This is a genomic window from Streptomyces sp. NPDC001606 (assembly GCF_053596835.1).
Window position 1 is genome coordinate 12,375 of record NZ_JBSFHC010000006.1, and the last position, 16,536, is coordinate 28,910.

Below are 16,536 nucleotides of genomic sequence, written 5' to 3' on the forward strand. Positions count from 1 at the left end.
GAGCATGTCGACAGGGTCCGCGAACACGGCGCAACTCCCGTATTTCTTCTACGACTTGCTCCGCCGGACGCGTACGTCATCCGTACCTTCGGATCGCTCCGGCAAGACTCTGGCATATGCCGGAAGCATCGCCGTATCGTGTGGTGCCAAATCCCTTACGGCGCGTCGCCGGCTGTGCGACAGTCGTAGCGGTCCCCGTCCCTCCCGCCGCCAACCTCCCCCATCGGAGTGCGTCATGCCGTCCCCAGTCTCCGCGGACCGCCCAGCCGCCCAGCCGCCCGGACGCGGCTCGGTCGAAGCGCTGATAAGGCAGGCGCGGCGGCTCAAGGGCGAGGTGGACGCCGTACGGCGGGACACCCGGAGCGACGGTGCGGACCCGGAGGAACGCTGGCAGCGCGCCCTGTACGACCTTGCGCTGCACCAACTCGACGACCTCGACGCCCACTTGGCCCAGCTCCGCGACGGCCCGGAGCCGGTCCCGCCCGCCCCCGCCGGCTCCCCCGGCGCCGCGCCGGCCGCCGGCACCCCCCGCGGATCGCTGCTCAGCCGGGTCGGCAGCGCGGAGTGGAACCTGCTCACCGACGAGGCCACCTGGTCCGGGGAGCTGTACCGGATCCTCGGCCGCGACCCGCTCTCGCCCGCCCTCACCCTGGACGAACTTCCCTCCCTGGTCCTGGAGGAGGACCGGCCGAAGCTCACCGCTATGGTGACGGACTGCCTGGTCGACGCCAGGCCGATCGACGGCGAGTTCCGGATCGTACGGCCCGACGCCTCGGTGCGGACCGTGCACATGATGAGCGAGCCGGTGCTCGGCGCCGACGGCAGCACGACCTCCATGTGGGCCGTCCTGCGGGACGTCAGCCAGCTGCGCCGCACCCAGCGGGCGGTGCGCGAGACCCGTGACTCCCTGCACCGGCAGCGCGGCGAGCGGCAGACCGAGCACCGGATCGCCGACGAGCTGCGCGAGGCCGTGCTGCCGCCCTGGCGCGGCTCCCTGCAACTCCCGCACCAGGGCCCGGGCACCCTCGACCTCGCCGCCCACCGCCTGCCGGCCGCGACCGAGACCCTGATCGGCGGGGTCTGGTACGACGCGCTGGAGCTGCCCGGCGGCGAGACACTGCTGAGCGTCGGCGACCTCACCGGCCATGGCGTGGCCGTCGCCTCGAACATGGCGATGCTGCTCGGCGCCGTACGCGGCATGGCCATGTCCGGCGCCCGCCCCGGGCAGCTCCTCACCCTGCTCAACCAGTTACTCGACACCACCGTGCAACCAGCCCTCGGCAGCGCCGTCTGCTGCCGCTACCACCCCGGGACCGGCACCCTCGTCTGGGCGCAGGCAGGACACCCCGCCCCGCTGCTGTACCGCGACGGAACGGGGTGCGTGCTGAACGCGCCGGACGGCGTGCTGCTCGGCGCCACCTCGGGCGCCGCATACGGACAGGCCGAGGTCACCCTCGAACCCGGCGATCTGCTGCTGCTGCACACCGATGGACTCGTCCCGGACCACGGCGGGCCGGCTGCCATGGACCGGTTGCTCGGCCTCGCCCCACGGTTCGGCGCGGCGCGCACCGCGCGGGACTGTGTGCGGACGGTCGTGGAGGAGTTCGGCGGCGCCGGACGCGAGGACGACGCGTGTGTGCTCGTCGTCAGGGTGACGGGCTGAGCCGAGCCGCCCGCCGGTCCGACGGCGCACGGGCTCCCTGCGCCCGTGCGCTCACGCCTGTGCGCTGTTGTCACCCTTCTGCCGCGGCTTCGGCAGGGCGAGCCTGATCTCCTCCCGCAGTTCATGGATCTTCGGGTAGCCGGAGTACTCCGCGCTCAGCCGGTACATCTGGCGCAGCCGGTCCCAGGTGCGCCGCGAGGAGTTCGAGCCCATCGACATCAGGGCCAGCCGGGCGTACCGGTAGGCCTGTTCCGGGTCGTCGGCGATGAAGCAGGCCGAGGCCATGGAGAGATGGTCGAAGATCTTCGACCGCTCCCGCCCGTCCACCCGGAGCGCCAGCGCCTTCTCCGCGTAGTACTGGGCGTGCACGGCCGCTCCGGGGTCGAACTCGGCCAGCGTGCGGTAGGCCAGGGCCTGCATGCCGTACAGGTCCTCGTCCTTGAAGGTCTGCATCCAGTCCAGCGGTTCCCCGTCGCCCCGGTCGGCGACGAACATGTCCTCCGCCTGCCCGAGCGTGCGGCGCATCGCCTGGCCCTTGCCCATCGACGCCTGCGCCCAGGCCTCGATGGTGTGGAACATCGCCTTGGTGCGGGGCTGGAGGCGGTCCCCGGCACCGGACTGGGCGAGCTTCATCAGGTCCAGCGCGTCGTCCGGCCGGCCCAGGTGCACCATCTGCCGGGCGGCCCGGGACAGCGCCTCGCCGGCCCGCGGCCGGTCCCCGCCCTCGCGGGCGGCGTGGGCCGCGATGACGAAGTACTTCTGCGCCGTGGGCTCCAGGCCGACGTCGTGCGACATCCAGCCCGCGAGGACGGCGAGGTTGGCGGCGACGCCCCACAGGCGGCGCTGGAGATGGGGTGGGTGGTGGTAGGCGAGCATGCCGCCCACCTCGTTGAGCTGACCGACCACCGCCTTGCGTTGCAGACCGCCGCCACGGGCCGCGTCCCAGGCGCGGAACACCTCGACCGAGCGCTCCAGCTCCTCGATCTCCTGCGATCCGATGGGGGCGGCCTCATAGCGGTCGAACCCAGCGGGGTCGGCGTGCAGCGGGTCGTCGAGGACAGGGGCGTCGGCCTTGAGGGCCGGGTCGGTGTGCAGCCAGTCGTACATGGCGCTGCTGAGTGTGGATCCCGCGGCGAGCGCGGCACCCGCGCCCACCAAGCCGCGTCGGTTGAGCATGAGGTCCATTCCCGTGAATTCGGTGAGGACCGCGGCGGTCCGTTCGGGCGCCCACGGCATACCGTCGGGGTGTTCCTCGATCCCGTCGCCCTGCCGTTTCCCTGCACGCCCGTGCCGTACCAGACCGAGGTCCTCGATGGTCACGACACGGCCGAGTCGCTCGGTGAACAGCGCCGCCAGCACCCGCGGCACCGGATCGCGCGGGATCTCTCCCATGTCGATCCACCGCCGCACCCGCGAGGTGTCGGTCGACAGCTGGGGGTGGCCCATGGCCGCCGCCTGCTTGTTGACCAGTCTCGCGAGCTCGCCTTTCGACCAGCCGGCCAGGCCGAACAGGTCCGACAGTCGGGTGTTGGGTTGTCCGCTCACTCAAGCCCCCAGGTTCTCGGCTGAGTTGACAGTAGCCCCGCGGAGGTTGCCGGGCGACTATTCGCCACGCTTCGCCAGGGTCCGCCAGATGGTGTGCCACTGGCCATCGGGTGTCAGGTAGGAAAGCGCCACCCCGACCCGGTCGCCCGTCCTCTCCGAGATATCGGAAAGACGGCAGGGCGGCATATGACGGGCACATTCCCCAGGGTGTGCCCGGGCGACCGGGACGGGTTGCGCGCACGGAGTTCCGCACGGAGCTCCGCACAGCGTTCGGTGCGGAGGTCCGCTCGGACGTTCAGGCAGGCACCGCAGGCACACGAAGGGATCTGTATCTCCCATGTACGCAGCATCGTCCTCCGTGTCCGCCCCGACCCGGCCGCTGCGCACCCGCCCGGCGGGCGGCGGACCGTTCCTCGACCCGGCGGCACGGCCGGGCGGCCCCGTCCCGGTCGTGGGCCGGCCCCGGCGGATCCCGGGTCAGCCCGGCACCCAACCGCTCAGCGGAAGACTCGACCTGTCGGGCCCGCAGGGCGCGCAGCTGCGCACCGCGATCGCCGCGGTGCACCGGATCTGCCCCGAGTTCGCTCCGGTGCAGGTCCTACGGCGGAACGGACGGTCCGTCCTCCTCGTCGGGACGACCGGGCGGAGCACGGCCGTCGCCAAGTGCCTGCTGGACCAGTCACCGGCCTGGGCGGAGCGGAGCCGCCACGAAATAGCCGCATACCGCTCGTTCGTCCGGCACCGGCCCCCGGTCCGTGTGCCCCGGCTGATCGCGGCGGATCCGGACAACTGCACCCTGGTGATCGAGCGGATGCCGGGCCGGCCGGTGGCCTTCCAGCGGCATCCGACGGAGGCACCGCCCCGGACGGACATCCGGACCGCGCTGGGCGCGGTCTGCCGGGTGAACGCCTGGCGGCCGCCCGCGGGCACCTTCGACATGCCGCTGGACTACGGCGCCCGGATCACCCGCTACCACGATCTGGGCCTGCTCACCGACCGGGACCTCGGCGACCTGCAAAAGCTGCTGCACGGCATCGCCCACGAGGTGGGGCGGCACGGCATGCTCCAGTTCAACCACGGCGACGCCCTGCTGTCGAACATCCTTCTCTCACCGGCCGGTCCAGTGCTGGTGGACTGGGAACACGCGGGCTGGTACCTGCCGGGTTACGACCTGGCGACGCTGTGGCTGGTCCTCGGGGACGCGCCGGCGGCCCGGCGGCAGATCAGCCAGATCGCCCAGTCGGCGGGACCGGCCTCCCGGGACGCCTTCCTGGTGAATCTGATGCTCCTGCTGACCCGGGAGATCCGCACCTACGAGACGGCCGTGCAGCGTTCGATGCACGAGTCGGCCCCGGCGGCAGCGGGCCCGGCCCACCCGGGAGCCGCGCCGTCCGGCGAGGAACAGCGACTGCTGCTGCGGCGGCTGCACGACGACGCCCAGACGGCACGCAAGGCCGTCCGCGCGGCCGTCGGCACTCGCTGACGGGGAAGGAGGGTCCGCGGTGCGCCAGAGCGGCGGCGCACCGCGGACCCTCGTGTGCTCCCACCCGATTCGCTCGCGTTCCGCCTTCCGTGCGAATCGGGCCGCGGCCGTTCGGGCGAGTTCCGGCGCGGCACCCACAGGTGTACGCCTCTGACGCCGCCCAGGCCCGCGCACCGCCGCCGCGAAACTCGCCGAAAACCCTCCGTGACGTGGGAAATCGCCACTGTGACGGCATGATTGACGGATCGTCGGCCAGCCGGTACCACTGACCCAGCTCGGCGCCGCACGCTTCGCCACGCCCGCCCGTCACAGGAGGCCGCATTGCGAGGTTCCGCCACCGATCCCACATCCGCCCCCGGCCACAGACGCCTGCGGCGGACCGCTGTCCCGCTCGCCTCTGCGGCCCTGCTCCTGCCGCTGCTCGGCGCGGCTCCGGCCGCGCACGCCACGACGGCCTCCGCGGGCCGCCTCCAGCACGCGTTCACCGCCGCGGCCGCCGAGTACCACGTGCCGCCGAGCGTCCTGCTGGCGGTCTCCTACCTCCAGTCCCGCTGGGACCGGCACGCCGGCGCGCCCAGCGTGACGGGCGGTTACGGCCCCATGCACCTCACCGACGCCCGGACCGCCCTCGCCACCACCGAGCACTTCGCGGAGGGCAGCGAGGACGCCCGCGGCGACACCGCCCGCGCCGCCCTGCACCCCGGCGTCAGGGTGCCGTCCGAATCCGCGCTCCCGGCCCGGCTCAGGACGCTGCCGCGGGCGGCCGAGCTGACCGGCGTCCCGGCCTCGCGGCTGCGCACCGACCCGGCGGCGAACGTGGCCGGCGGTGCGGCCCTGCTCGCCGACGCGCAGCGACGGCTGGGCGAGCCGCTGAGCCCCGACCCGGCCGACTGGTACGGCGCGGTGGCCCGTTTCTCCGGCGCCGACGACACGGCGACCGCGGCGGCGTACGCGAACGACGTGTACGACGTGCTGCGCACCGGCGAGGAGCGCGTCACCGACGACGGCCAGCTGATGGCCCTCGCCGCCCAGCCGCGGCTGACCCCGGACACCGCCCAGCTGAAACGTATCGGCCTGCGCACGGTCAGGTCGGACGACACCGAGTGCCCGGAGTCGGTGTCCTGCGAGTGGGTCCCGGCGCCGTACGCCCAGTTCGGCGACAACGACTACGGCAACCACGACCTGGGCGACCGACCGCTCTCACAGCGCGTCAGATACATCGTCATCCATGACACCGAGGGCACCTGGGACGGTGTGCTGAACCTGGTCCAGGACCCCACCTATGTGTCCTGGAACTACACGATCCGCTCCACCGACGGTCTGATCGCCCAGCATGTCAAGGGCAAGGACGTCGCCTGGCACGCCGGCAACTGGTACATCAACGGCGCCTCGGTCGGCATCGAGCACGAGGGCTTCCTCGCCGCCCCGGACGCCTGGTACACGGAGGCGATGTACCGGTCCTCGGCACGGCTGGTGCGCTATCTCTCCGAGCGGTACGGCATTCCGCTGGACCGGCAGCACATCCTGGGCCACGAGAACGTGCCCGGTCCGACCGCGGCGTCCATCCCCGGCATGCACACCGACCCCGGCCCCTACTGGGACTGGCGGCACTACTTCGAGCTGCTGGGCCACCCCTTCAAGCGCGCCGGGGGCCGCAGCTCCGGCATGGTGACGATCCTGCCGGACTACTCCGCCAACCAGCCCCCGTACACGGGCTGCACCGCCTCGGGCGTGGCCTGCACCGCGCACGGTTCCAGCGAGGTGCGGCTCTACACGGACCATGACACCAGTGCGCCGCTGGTCAAGGACATCGGCTTCGGCAAGGACCCGACCACCGACGTCAACGATCTGTCCTCGCGGGTCTCCACCGGCCAGCAGTACGCGGTCGCCGACCGCTGGGGCGACTGGACGGCGATCTGGTACCTCGGCCAGAAGGCCTGGTTCGAGAACCCGCCCGGTCAGCCGGCGGCGGTGCCCGCCGAGGGGCTGACGATCACCCCGAAGGACGGTCTGACCGCCGTCCCGGTGTACGGCAGGGCCTACCCGGAGAAGGCCGCGTACCCGGCGGGGGTCCCCGCCCAGTCGGTGGTGGCGCTGCCGTACACCCTGCCGGCCGGGCAGCGGTACGTGGTCGGTGACGAGGTGCCGGGCGAGTACGACTACTCGGTCACCTTCACCACCGACTCGCACCGGGTCGTGGTGGGCAAGGACCTGTACTACGAGATCCAGTACGGCCACCGGGTGGCGTTCGTGCGCGCCGCCGACGTGACGCTCGAGGGATCGGCCGGCTGACGGCGCCCTGGGGCCTCAGCCCTGCTGGAACAGCTCCGCCGGGAGCGGCTTCAGCAGGGCGTACAGGTCGTCGGTGATGGGGCGGTCCCAGGCGGCGATGGTGACGAGGACGCCATCGCTGCGGTCGAACTGCACGCAGGAGATCCGCGACTCGGACAGCTTCAGCCGGCGCACGATGAGGAGGTTGTCGCCCTGGAGGACCGGGGTGTCCTCGATGCCGGAGACGGTGACCTCTTCGTCGTTCTCCAGCGCCAGCAGCAGCTGGCCCACCTCGAAGGGGATCTCGCCCTCGGCGACCTCGCGGGCCGGGGAGCCCTCGGGGAGATTGCCGATGATCATCGCGGGGCCGCGGCCGCCGAAGAGGTCGTAGCGCAGGAAGACACCCTGGCAGGTGCCGTCGGGGGCGGGCAGCAGGCCCGCACCGAGGTTGCCCGGCCAGTCGCCCGGGTCCATGGCCAGCACGTCGAAGTCGGGTCCGGCAGGAGTGGCGCTGCGGCGGCGGAGGAACGACATGCGGCCATGGTACGTGCCCGGACTGCACGGGGAGACCTGCGGGCACCCGGAGGTGGGCTATCGGAGGGGGCAGCTGGTCAGCAGGGTGGCCGGGGTGGCGGTGGGCGGGCGGGGGACCGTGTGGCCGGCGGGTGGGCGGGCGGTGCCGGTGAGCCAGTCCTCCAGGGCCTCGAAGGCCGAGTGGTGGCAGGGCACCATGGGGCGGAGCCGGTCGGGGAAGGCGTCGGCCAGGGAGTCGGTGTGGGTGCCGCCCTCGATGCGGTAGTAGCGGAACAGCGCGTCGCGTCCGGCCGCGTGCACCATCCGGGCGTAGACGTCCGAGTCCTCGCTGATCGGCAGCAGTGTGTCGAGGGTGCCCTGGAGGGTGATCAGGGGCTTGCCGATGCGTCCGGTCAGGGCGACGCGGAGCACGGCCCGGTGCACGGCGGCGGGGCGGGCCGCGTAGTCGTAGTCGGCGTCGCAGCCGGGGGTGCCGGAGGCGCAGTAGGGGGTGCCGGCCTCGGCCGGGCCGTCGTAGCCGGGGTCGAACTCCTCCCGGTAGATGCGCTGGGTGAGGTCCCAGTAGACGCGGTGGTGGTACGGCCACAGGAACTCCGAGCCGGCCGGGAAGCCCGCGCGGTGCAGGGCGGCCTCGGCGGTGGCCGCGCCGGGGCCGCCGGCGGCGTAGGCCGGGTAGTCGCGCAGTGCGGTCGGCAGGAAGGTGAGCAGGTTGGGGCCGTCGGCCCGCCACAGGGTGCCTTCCCAGTCCACTCCCCCGTCGTACAACTCGGGGTGGTTCTCCAGTTGCCAGCGCACCAGGTAGCCGCCGTTCGACAGGCCGGTGGCGAGGGTGCGGGCGGGGGGCCGGTGGTAGCGCTGGGTGACGACGGCGCGGGCCGCACGGGTGAGCTGGGTGAGGCGGGTGTTCCATTCGGCGACGGCGTCGCCGGGCCGGCGGCCGTCGCGGTAGAAGGCCGTGCCGGTGTTGCCCTTGTCGGTGGCGGCGTAGGCGTAGCCCCGGGCGAGCACCCAGTCGGCGATGGCCCGGTCGTTGGCGTACTGCGCCCGGTTGCCGGGGGTGCCGGCGACCACCAGGCCGCCGTTCCAGCGGTCGGGCAGGCGGATGACGAACTGGGAGTCGTGGTTCCAGCCGTGGTGGGTGTTGGTGGTGGAGGTGTCCGGGAAGTAGCCGTCGATCTGGATGCCGGGCACACCGCTGGGGGTGGGCAGGTCCTTGGGGGTGAGGCCGGCGTAGTCGGCCGGATCGGTGTGGCCGGAGGCCACGGTCCCGGCGGTGGTCAGCTCGTCCAGGCAGTCGGCCTGCTGACGGGCGGCGCCGGGCACGGTGAGCAGGGCGCGGCCGGCGCAGTGGCCGTCCGGCGGGTCGGCGGGCGCCGCGGTGGCCGGGGTGGTCAGGAGCAGGCAGGCCGCGGCGAGCGACAGGGCGTGCAGTGCGGCTCGGCGTCTCGGCCGGGCCGGTGGCGGGATGGGCATGTGGGTTCCTCCGGCGATGGGTGGACGCGCTGGAGGTTAGGGGCGTGGTGGGTGCGGCGGACATGTGTGAGGCCGCTATGACGGCGGCCCCTGGACCGTGGTCGGCCCCTATGTCTGGCGGCGACTGACGGCGCGTCAGGGGCAGCCGCCGTCCGCGATGGTGTAGTAACCCGTGGGTGATTCCTTCAGGGTGTGGGTGACGAACGTGTTGTAGAGACCCATGTTCTGCTGGGATCCCTTGGCGTAGGTGGAGCCGCCGCTGGTGGTGGCACGTCCGGCCCGCACCTGGTCGTAGTTGCTCGCCGTCCAGCAGGCGGCGGTGCTGCCGCCGCCCGAACCGCCGGAGCCGCCGCCGGAGCCACCCGGGTCGGAGGTGTCCAGGCCGAAGAAGCGGGCGATCCAGTAGCTGGAGCAGATCGAGCCGAGGAAGTACGGGGCTCCGGTGCTGCCGCACTGTGCGGTGCCGGTGCCGGGATCGACGGGGGTGCCGTGGCCGATGCCGGGGACCCGGTCGACCTCCACGGCGACGCTGCCGTCGGCGGCCAGGTACTGGTCCTGCCGGGTCGCGTCCGGCCCGATGGACGTGGTGCGGGTGGGGATCTGGGACAGGCCGTGCAGCGCGGTCCACTGGTCGCGCAGTTCGGTGGCGTTGCGCGGGACGACGGTGGTGTCCTGGTCGCCGTACCAGATCGCGGCGCGCGGCCAGGGGCCCTGGTACGACGGGTAGGCGTCGCGCACCCGCTGGGCCCAGGTGTCCGGGCCGAGGTCGACGCCGGGGTTCATGCAGGTGTAGGGGCTGTTGTCCTTGGTGCAGTCGTACGGCAGCCCGGCGACGACCGCGCCGGCGGAGAAGACGTCGGGGTAGGTGGCCAGCATCACCGCGGTCATGGCGCCGCCGGCGGACAGCCCGGTGACGTAGACCCGCTGGGGGTCGGCGCCGTACGCGGTGACGGCCTCGCTCACCATCTGCCGGATGGAGAGGGCCTCGCCCTGGCCGCGCCGGTTGTCTGTGCTCTGGAACCAGTTGAAGCACTGGCTGGGGTTGTTGGCGGTGCTGGTCTCCGCGAGCACCAGCAGGAAGCCGTCGCGGTCGGCGAGTCGGGGCAGTCCTGAGTTGTCGGCGTAGACCTGGGCGTTCTGGGTGCAGCCGTGCAGGGCCACGACCACCGCCGGGTGCTCCGGCAGGGAGGCGGGCCGGTACACGTACATGGTGAGCGCGCCCGGGTTGGAGCCGAAGTCGCCGACCCGGGTGAGGGAGACGGCGGCGTGGGCGGCGGGCACGGGGCCGGTGAGGGCGGTGGCGAGGACGACGGCGACCAGGGCGAGCAGCCGGGACAGCAGGAGCGGGAGGCGGGCCGGCGGAGGTGCTCCGGGTGTTTTCCGGGACGCGGGCTGGGACATGGCGGCTCCTTCGGTGGCGTGCGAAGTCCCGGTGGCTCCCGTGCGGTCGGCCGCGGGCGGGAGCGCCGGGTGTGGCGGAACCGTAGGTTCAGGCTGGTCCGGACGCCATGGCGTGGCGCCCCACAGCCGTTGGGACGCCGGTCGCCGTCGAAGGGATTGCGGGCTGTCGGCCGCTCTGCTACCGCCGGGTGTCCCGGGGCGCCGGCGGGCGCGCACCCGCGGTGCCGGCCGCGGCCAGCAGTGCCACGCCGAGGCCGGTCAGTGCCCCGCCCAGCCCCGTGACCAGTGTGGTCAGGTGCCAGGCCTGATAGGCGCTCAGCAGGGAGCCGCGCAGTGTCTCGCCCATGAAGGCGGTCTGGCGCAGCTGGGTGAGCTTCTCGTCGTCGCCGCCGCTGGTGTGCAGCTCTTCGGTGATCTCGGCGTAGGTGCGGCCGCCGGTCGCCTGGACGACATGGTCCTTGATGAGCTGGGCGTAGGCGTGCGCCTGGGGGCCGGTCTGCACGCTCTGGCCGGCGAAGGGGGCGAGGCGGGCCGGGAGTCCGTGGCGGGGGAAGCTGATCTTCTGTGCGGCCAGTTCGGCGCGGATCTCCTTACGGCCCAGTCGGCCGCGTACCAGCATCACGGGGCCGGCGGCCGCCAGGGCCGCGCCGACCGTGCCGACCAGCGCGGTGGTCCAGCGGTGCGCTCTGTTCATGGTGTGCCTTTCAGTTCTCTTTTCCCGTTGCCTTCATATATGTCCAGGAAGGCTGGGGCGCTGCTCAGCCCTCCGGGGGTCCGGGTGGGACCACCGCGACCGGGCTTGCCGCGTGGAGGAGGACGGCCTGGGTGACGGAGCCCAGCATGCGGGCCGGGGCGAGCAGCCGGCGGCGGTGCCGGCCGACGACGACGAGTTCGGCGTCCTCGGACGCGGCGACGAGATGTCCGGCGGCGTTCCCGGCGAGGGCCTCGGTGTCGGCCCGGACGCCGGGGTGCCGGTCGCGGTGGGCGGCGAGGAACCCCTCGGCGAGGGCCCGGGTCTCGCGGGCGACGGCCTCCTGGTCGAGGGCGGGCACGAACTGGCCCGGAGCGGCCCAGGTCTGGGCGGGCCACGGGTAGGCGGCGATGACCTGCACCCGGGCCGCGCGCAGGGCGGCCTCGGCGAAGGCGAAGGAGAGGACGGACTCGTCGGGGCTGTCGGCGTGCAGCCCGACCACCACCCGGGGCCCGGGCTCGGCCGGCCCCTCGCCGTGCACCGCGCGTCCCGGCCGGGGCACGACGACCACCGGGCACTGGGCGTCCCGGGCGGCGGCGAGCCCGTTGGAGCCGAGCAGCAGGCTGGTGAAGCCGCCGCGGCCCCGGGAGCCGAGCACCAACAGCTGTGCCTCGGCGCCGAGTCCGGGCAGCACCGCGCCCGGCGCCCCCTCCAGGGACCCGTACTGCACGGCGGGGACACCGGTGCTGCGGTCCAGCCGGGCGCGCGCCTCGTCCAGGACCGGGTCCTGCTCAGCCTCGGGCACCCCAGTGACCAGCACGTCGGCCTGGCCCCAGGCGGCGTACTGCCGTACGTGCACCACGCGCAGCGGTGCCTCGCGGCGCCGGGCCGCGTCCAGGGCCCAGTCCAGGGCGCGCAGGCTGTCCTCGGACCCGTCGACCGCGGCGACGACCGGCGCAGCGCTCATCGTTCCTCACCTCCGGAGCACGACCTTCCCCTTGCTGGGGCCAGCCTCGCTCAGGGGCGGGTCCCGGCGGGGCGCCGCGGTCGCGTGTCCCGGATTTACGGCGGGAACAACCGGTCGTTCAGGTGAGGTCGAACTCGCCCTCCCGTGCGCCGGAGACGAAGGCGCCCCACTCGGCCGGGGTGAAGATGAGTGAAGGACTCTCCGGGCGGCCGCTGTTGCGCATCGCGATGAACCCCTCGACGAATGCGATCTGGACATCGCCCAGCCCTCGGCTGCTGGACTGCCACTCGGCGTTGCTGAGGTCCAGCTCCGGCTTGTCCCAGCCCATGAGCGGGTGCTGCTGGATGGTGCTCTCGGCCACGTCCGTGCTCCTCCCGGTTCGTCGTCCGCGGGCCAGCCTAGCGACCGGTCCCTACGGCCGACAGGCCATGTGAGGAGGGTTTTCGCGCGGCGTTCAGGAGTCGGGCGGTTCGGCGCCCACGAGCCACATGGCGAAGAACTGGGCGCCGCCGCCGTAGGCGTGCCCGAGGACCTTGCGCGCGCCGTCCACCTGGTGCTCGCCGGCCTGGCCGCGCACCTGGAGGGCGGCCTCGGCGAAGCGGATCATCCCGGAGGCGCCGATGGGGTTGGCGGACAGGACGCCGCCCGACATGTCGACCGGCAGGTCGCCGTCGAGTTCGGTGACGCCGGACTCGGTGAGCTTCCAGCCCTCGCCCTCCGCGGCGAAGCCGAGGTTCTCCAGCCACATGGGCTCGTACCAGGAGAACGGCACGTACATCTCGACGGCGTCGATGTCGCGGCGCGGGTCGGTGATGCCGGCCTGCCGGTAGACGTCGGCGGCGCAGTCCCGGCCGGCCCGCGGGGAGACGAAGTCCTTGCCGGCGAAGAGCGTGGGTTCGCTGCGCATGGCGCCGCCGAGCAGCCAGGCGGGCGGCCGGGGCGCGCGGGCGGCTCCGGCCCGGTCGGTGAGGACCATGGCGCAGGCGCCGTCGGAGGAGGGGCAGGTCTCGGAGTAGCGGACGGGGTCCCACAGCATGGGCGAGGCCTGGACCTTCTCCAGGGTGATGTCGTGTTCGTGGAGGTGGGCGTAGGGGTTGCGCAGGGCGTTGCGCCGGTCCTTGTAGGCGACGAGGGAGCCGATGGTGTCGGGGGCGCCGCTGCGTCGCATGTACGCGCGCACGTGCGGGGCGAAGAAGCCGCCGGCCCCGGCGAGCAGCGGCTGCTGGAAGGGGATCGGCAGGGACAGGCCCCACATCGCGTTGGACTCGGACTGCTTTTCGAAGGCGACGGTGAGGACCGTGCCGTGGACACGGGCGGCGACCAGGCTCGCGGCGACGAGTGCGGTGGACCCGCCGACGGAGCCGGCCGTGTGCACCCGCAGCAGGGGCTTGCCGACGGCGCCGAGCGCGTCGGCGAGGTACAGCTCGGGCATCATCACGCCCTCGAAGAAGTCGGGCGCCTTGCCGACGACCACGGCATCGACGTCGGCCCAGTTCAGCTCGGCGTCCGCCAGGGCGCGCTGGGCGGCCTCCCGGACGAGACCGGCGATCGACACGTCCCGGCGGGCGGCCACGTGCCTGGTCTGGCCGATCCCGGTGACGGCCACGGGCTCCTTGCTCATCGGGGCTCCCCTTCGAGTACGGCGACCAGGTTCTGCTGGAGGCAGGGGCCGGAGGTGGCGTGGGCGAGGGCGCGGTCGGAGTCGCCGCGGTGGATGCGGGCGGCGGCCTCGCCGATGCGGATCAGTCCGGCGGCCATGACCGGGTTGGCGGCGAGCGCTCCGCCGGAGGGGTTGACGCGGACGTCGTCGCCGAGGCGGAGCGCCTTGCGCAGGATCACTTCCTGGGAGGCGAAGGGGGCGTGCAGCTCGGCGGTGTCGACGGGCCGTTCGAAGGCGCCGGACCGCTCGGCGGCCAGCCGGGTGGAGGGCGAGTCGGTGAGGTCGCGGACGCCGGGCCCGTGCGCCTCGACGCGGTGGTCGAGGCCGCGGATCCAGGCGGGCCGCGCACACAGGTCGCGGGCCCGCTCCCCCGCCGCGAGGATGACCGCGGCGGCGCCGTCGCCGACCGGCGGGCAGTCGCCGGTGCGCAGTGGCCGTACGACGTAGTCGCCGTGCGGAACGTCGCCCTTGAGCTGGGCGTGCGGGTTGGCCGCGGCGTCGGCGCGGCTGCGGGCGCCGACGGCGGCGAGGGCGTGCTCGTCGGTCTCCCCGGCGTCGATGAGGGCCTGTGCCTGGAGGGCGGCGAGGGCCACGGCGTCGGGCCACAGCGGGGCCAGGTAGTACGGGTCGAGCTGGCGGGTGAGCACGTCGCGCAGCGAGCCGGGCGAGGACTTGCCGTAGGCGTACACGAGCGCGGTGTCCGCGTCGCCGGTGAGGAGTTTGACCCAGGCCTCGTACAGGGCCCAGGCGCCGTCCATCTCGACGTGGGACTCGGAGATCGGCGGCCAGGCGCCGACGCCGTCCAGGGCGAGGGTGAAGGAGAAGGCTCGGCCGGCCAGGTAGTCGCTGGAGCCGGAGCAGGTGAAACCGATGTCGGCGGTCTTCAGCCCGGTCCGGTCCAGCACCTCGTGCAGGACCGGCATCACCATCTCCACCTCGGAGGAGTCGGCGCTGGAGCCGCGGTGGTCGGTCTGTGCGAAGGCGACGACGGCGATGTCCCTTCGGGGCGTGCGGGCGCTCACAGCAGCTCCTTGTACGTCTCGTAGTCCGCGTCGGGCTCCCCGGTGGGCCGGTAGTGGTCGGGGTGGCGGGCGCCCTCGGCCCACACCGGCTCCACCCTGAGGCCCATGCGCACCTGGTCGTAGGGGATGCCGCCGATCCGGGCGTGCAGGGCGAGGTCGGCGCCGTCGAGGGCGATGTGGGCGTAGACGTAGGGGACCTCGATGTCGAGGTTCTTCGCCTTGATGTTGACGATGCAGAAGGTGGTGACTGTGCCCCGGGGACCCACTTCGACCTGTTCTGCTGTGGCGACCCCACATGTGGGGCAGGCGGCCCTCGGGGGGACGTGGACCTTGCGGCAGACCGGGCAGCGTTCGCCGACGATCCGCCGTCCCGCGAGGGCCTCGAGGTAGGCGGACTGGGCGCGGCCGGGCGCGTAGGTGTAGTCGAGCCGGGCGGGGGCGACGATCCCGGTGACCGGGTTGTCGAAGGCGCCGGTGCGGCCGCCGGTTTCCGCGGGTGCGCCGTCGTACGGCTCGAAGCAGGCGATGTCGGTGATGGCGCCGGTGCGTTGGGCGGCCCAGCGGACGCGGACCCGCATGCCGGTGCGGACGGCGTCGGGGCCGGGGGCGTCGAGGGCGTGCAGCAGGGCGGTGTCGGCGCCGTCGAGCCGGACCAGGACCCAGGCGAAGGGGGTGCCGAGGGGTTGGCCGCGGCGGGGTGCGTGGTTCCAGGCCCAGGTGGTGACGGTCCCGGTGGGGGCGACCTCGACCAGCTCGCGCAGTTCCGCGGCGGTCTCGGGGTCGTACTCGACGGGTGGGACCAGGGTGCGTCCGGCGCTGGTCCGCACGCCGAGGACGACGCGTTCGCGCAGGCCGGTGAGGAAGGCGCTCTGCACGGGGCCGAGGGAGCGGGTGAAGGGGAACTCGACGACGAGTGGCGCTTGGAGGACTTCGGGCATCGGGGCTCCTCGGGTCAGGCCCGCTTGAAGACGGGGGGCCGCTTCTCCGCGAAGGCGCGGGCGCCTTCCTTGGCGTCGGCGGTGTCGAAGACCGGCCAGCCGCGGGCGAGTTCGGCGGCGAGGCCGTCGCTCTCCGTCATCTCCGCGGTCTCGTACACCGACGCCTTGACGGCCTCGACGGCGAGCGGGCCGCAGGCGTTGATCCGCTCGGCGATCTCCAGTGCCCTGGCGAGGGCGGTGCCGTCGGGGACGACCTGGCCGATCAGTCCGATGGCGGCGGCCTCCCGGGCGCTGTAGGGCCTGCCGGTGAGCAGCATCTCCAGGGCGTGGGTGCGCGGGATCTGCCGGGGCAGCCGGACGGTGGAACCGCCGATCGGGAACAGTCCGCGCCGCACCTCGAACAGGCCGAAGGTCGCGGACTCGCCCGCGACCCGGATGTCGGTGCCCTGGAGGATCTCGGTGCCGCCCGCGACGCAGTACCCCTCGACGGCGGCGATCACCGGTTTGCGCGGGCGGTGGTGGCGCAGCATGGCCTTCCAGTGCAGGTCGGGGTCGGCCGTGAGGCGGTCGCGGTGGTGCTGTCCCCGCATTCCGTCGCCGGCCAGCGCCTTGAGGTCCATGCCGGCGCAGAAGGCGCCGCCGGCCCCGGTGAGCACGATCGAGCGGACGGTGTCGTCCTCGTCGGCCTCGATCCAGCCGTCGTACAGGCCGACGAGCATCGGAAGCGAGAGCGCGTTCCTGGCGTCGGGCCGGTTGAGCGTGAGCACCAGTGTGGCGCCTTCGCGCTGCACGGTGAGGTGTTCGGTCCCGCCCATGGGCCATCTCCCCTCGGTGAGAACGAGAACAGGTTGCAGGAGGCGAGGGGGCACTTCAAGAGTTTTCTGACAG

14 protein-coding genes are annotated in these 16,536 nt (G+C 73.2%); 3 read left to right on the plus strand and 11 right to left on the minus strand.

Translation table 11 applies throughout. The features are described 5' to 3' along the window. Positions 1-235 precede the first annotated feature (235 nt). Complete coding sequence (locus ACWCV9_RS13395; RefSeq protein ID WP_450786284.1) at positions 236-1,663, plus strand: PP2C family protein-serine/threonine phosphatase; 1,428 nt, start codon at positions 236-238, stop codon at positions 1,661-1,663. Positions 1,664-1,714: 51 nt separating this feature from the next. Here the strand turns inward: ACWCV9_RS13395 and ACWCV9_RS13400 are convergent, their stop codons facing one another. Beyond that, positions 1,715-3,208 (minus strand): DNA-binding protein NsdB, encoded by a 1,494-nt coding sequence (locus tag ACWCV9_RS13400; protein WP_450786285.1) that lies wholly within the window; start codon positions 3,206-3,208, stop codon positions 1,715-1,717. A gap of 337 nt (positions 3,209-3,545) precedes the next feature. On the opposite strand from ACWCV9_RS13400, the gene ACWCV9_RS13405 reads away from it, so the two are divergent. Beyond that, positions 3,546-4,691 carry an aminoglycoside phosphotransferase family protein gene (locus ACWCV9_RS13405; RefSeq protein WP_450786287.1) on the plus strand — a complete coding sequence of 382 codons (1,146 nt, stop codon included), beginning with the start codon at positions 3,546-3,548 and terminating at the stop codon, positions 4,689-4,691. Between the two features lie 321 nt (positions 4,692-5,012). Next, entirely contained in the window at positions 5,013-6,983 is a 1,971-nt protein-coding gene (locus ACWCV9_RS13410) for an N-acetylmuramoyl-L-alanine amidase (RefSeq protein ID WP_450786289.1), read from the plus strand. 15 nt (positions 6,984-6,998) lie between these two features. On the opposite strand, the gene ACWCV9_RS13415 is transcribed toward ACWCV9_RS13410, so the two are convergent. The 10 genes from ACWCV9_RS13415 to ACWCV9_RS13460 all read right to left on the minus strand — a co-directional run bounded on the left by ACWCV9_RS13415 (position 6,999) and on the right by ACWCV9_RS13460 (position 16,463). Continuing rightward, on the minus strand, positions 6,999-7,496 hold the full coding sequence (locus tag ACWCV9_RS13415; protein ID WP_385841133.1) for a glycosyltransferase family protein: 498 nt from the start codon (positions 7,494-7,496) through the stop codon (positions 6,999-7,001). Positions 7,497-7,553: 57 nt separating this feature from the next. Continuing rightward, complete coding sequence (locus tag ACWCV9_RS13420; protein ID WP_450786291.1) at positions 7,554-8,969, minus strand: tannase/feruloyl esterase family alpha/beta hydrolase; 1,416 nt, start codon at positions 8,967-8,969, stop codon at positions 7,554-7,556. Positions 8,970-9,104: 135 nt separating this feature from the next. Further along, positions 9,105-10,370 carry an extracellular catalytic domain type 1 short-chain-length polyhydroxyalkanoate depolymerase gene (locus ACWCV9_RS13425; protein WP_450786293.1) on the minus strand — a complete coding sequence of 422 codons (1,266 nt, stop codon included), beginning with the start codon at positions 10,368-10,370 and terminating at the stop codon, positions 9,105-9,107. Between the two features lie 178 nt (positions 10,371-10,548). Continuing rightward, complete coding sequence (locus tag ACWCV9_RS13430) at positions 10,549-11,064, minus strand: hypothetical protein (RefSeq protein WP_450786295.1); 516 nt, start codon at positions 11,062-11,064, stop codon at positions 10,549-10,551. A gap of 64 nt (positions 11,065-11,128) precedes the next feature. Next, positions 11,129-12,028 carry a universal stress protein gene (locus ACWCV9_RS13435; RefSeq protein WP_450786296.1) on the minus strand — a complete coding sequence of 300 codons (900 nt, stop codon included), beginning with the start codon at positions 12,026-12,028 and terminating at the stop codon, positions 11,129-11,131. A gap of 118 nt (positions 12,029-12,146) precedes the next feature. Continuing rightward, the gene (locus ACWCV9_RS13440; RefSeq protein ID WP_385841138.1) at positions 12,147-12,389 is read right to left on the minus strand and encodes a DUF397 domain-containing protein; all 243 of its coding nucleotides are present in this window, start codon (positions 12,387-12,389) and stop codon (positions 12,147-12,149) included. Between the two features lie 93 nt (positions 12,390-12,482). After that, a complete protein-coding gene (locus tag ACWCV9_RS13445) occupies positions 12,483-13,649 on the minus strand; it encodes a thiolase domain-containing protein (RefSeq protein WP_450786297.1) in 1,167 nt (388 codons plus the stop codon). Further along, the gene (locus tag ACWCV9_RS13450; protein ID WP_450786298.1) at positions 13,646-14,710 is read right to left on the minus strand and encodes a thiolase domain-containing protein; all 1,065 of its coding nucleotides are present in this window, start codon (positions 14,708-14,710) and stop codon (positions 13,646-13,648) included. The genes ACWCV9_RS13445 and ACWCV9_RS13450 overlap by 4 nt, the downstream gene beginning before the upstream one ends. Then, the gene (locus ACWCV9_RS13455) at positions 14,707-15,648 is read right to left on the minus strand and encodes a Zn-ribbon domain-containing OB-fold protein (protein WP_450786300.1); all 942 of its coding nucleotides are present in this window, start codon (positions 15,646-15,648) and stop codon (positions 14,707-14,709) included. Before ACWCV9_RS13455 ends, ACWCV9_RS13450 begins: the two co-directional genes overlap by 4 nt. A 14-nt stretch (positions 15,649-15,662) precedes the next feature. Beyond that, positions 15,663-16,463: a crotonase/enoyl-CoA hydratase family protein gene (locus ACWCV9_RS13460; RefSeq protein WP_450786301.1), complete on the minus strand. Its 801-nt coding sequence runs from the start codon at positions 16,461-16,463 to the stop codon at positions 15,663-15,665. Positions 16,464-16,536: the final 73 nt, after the last annotated feature.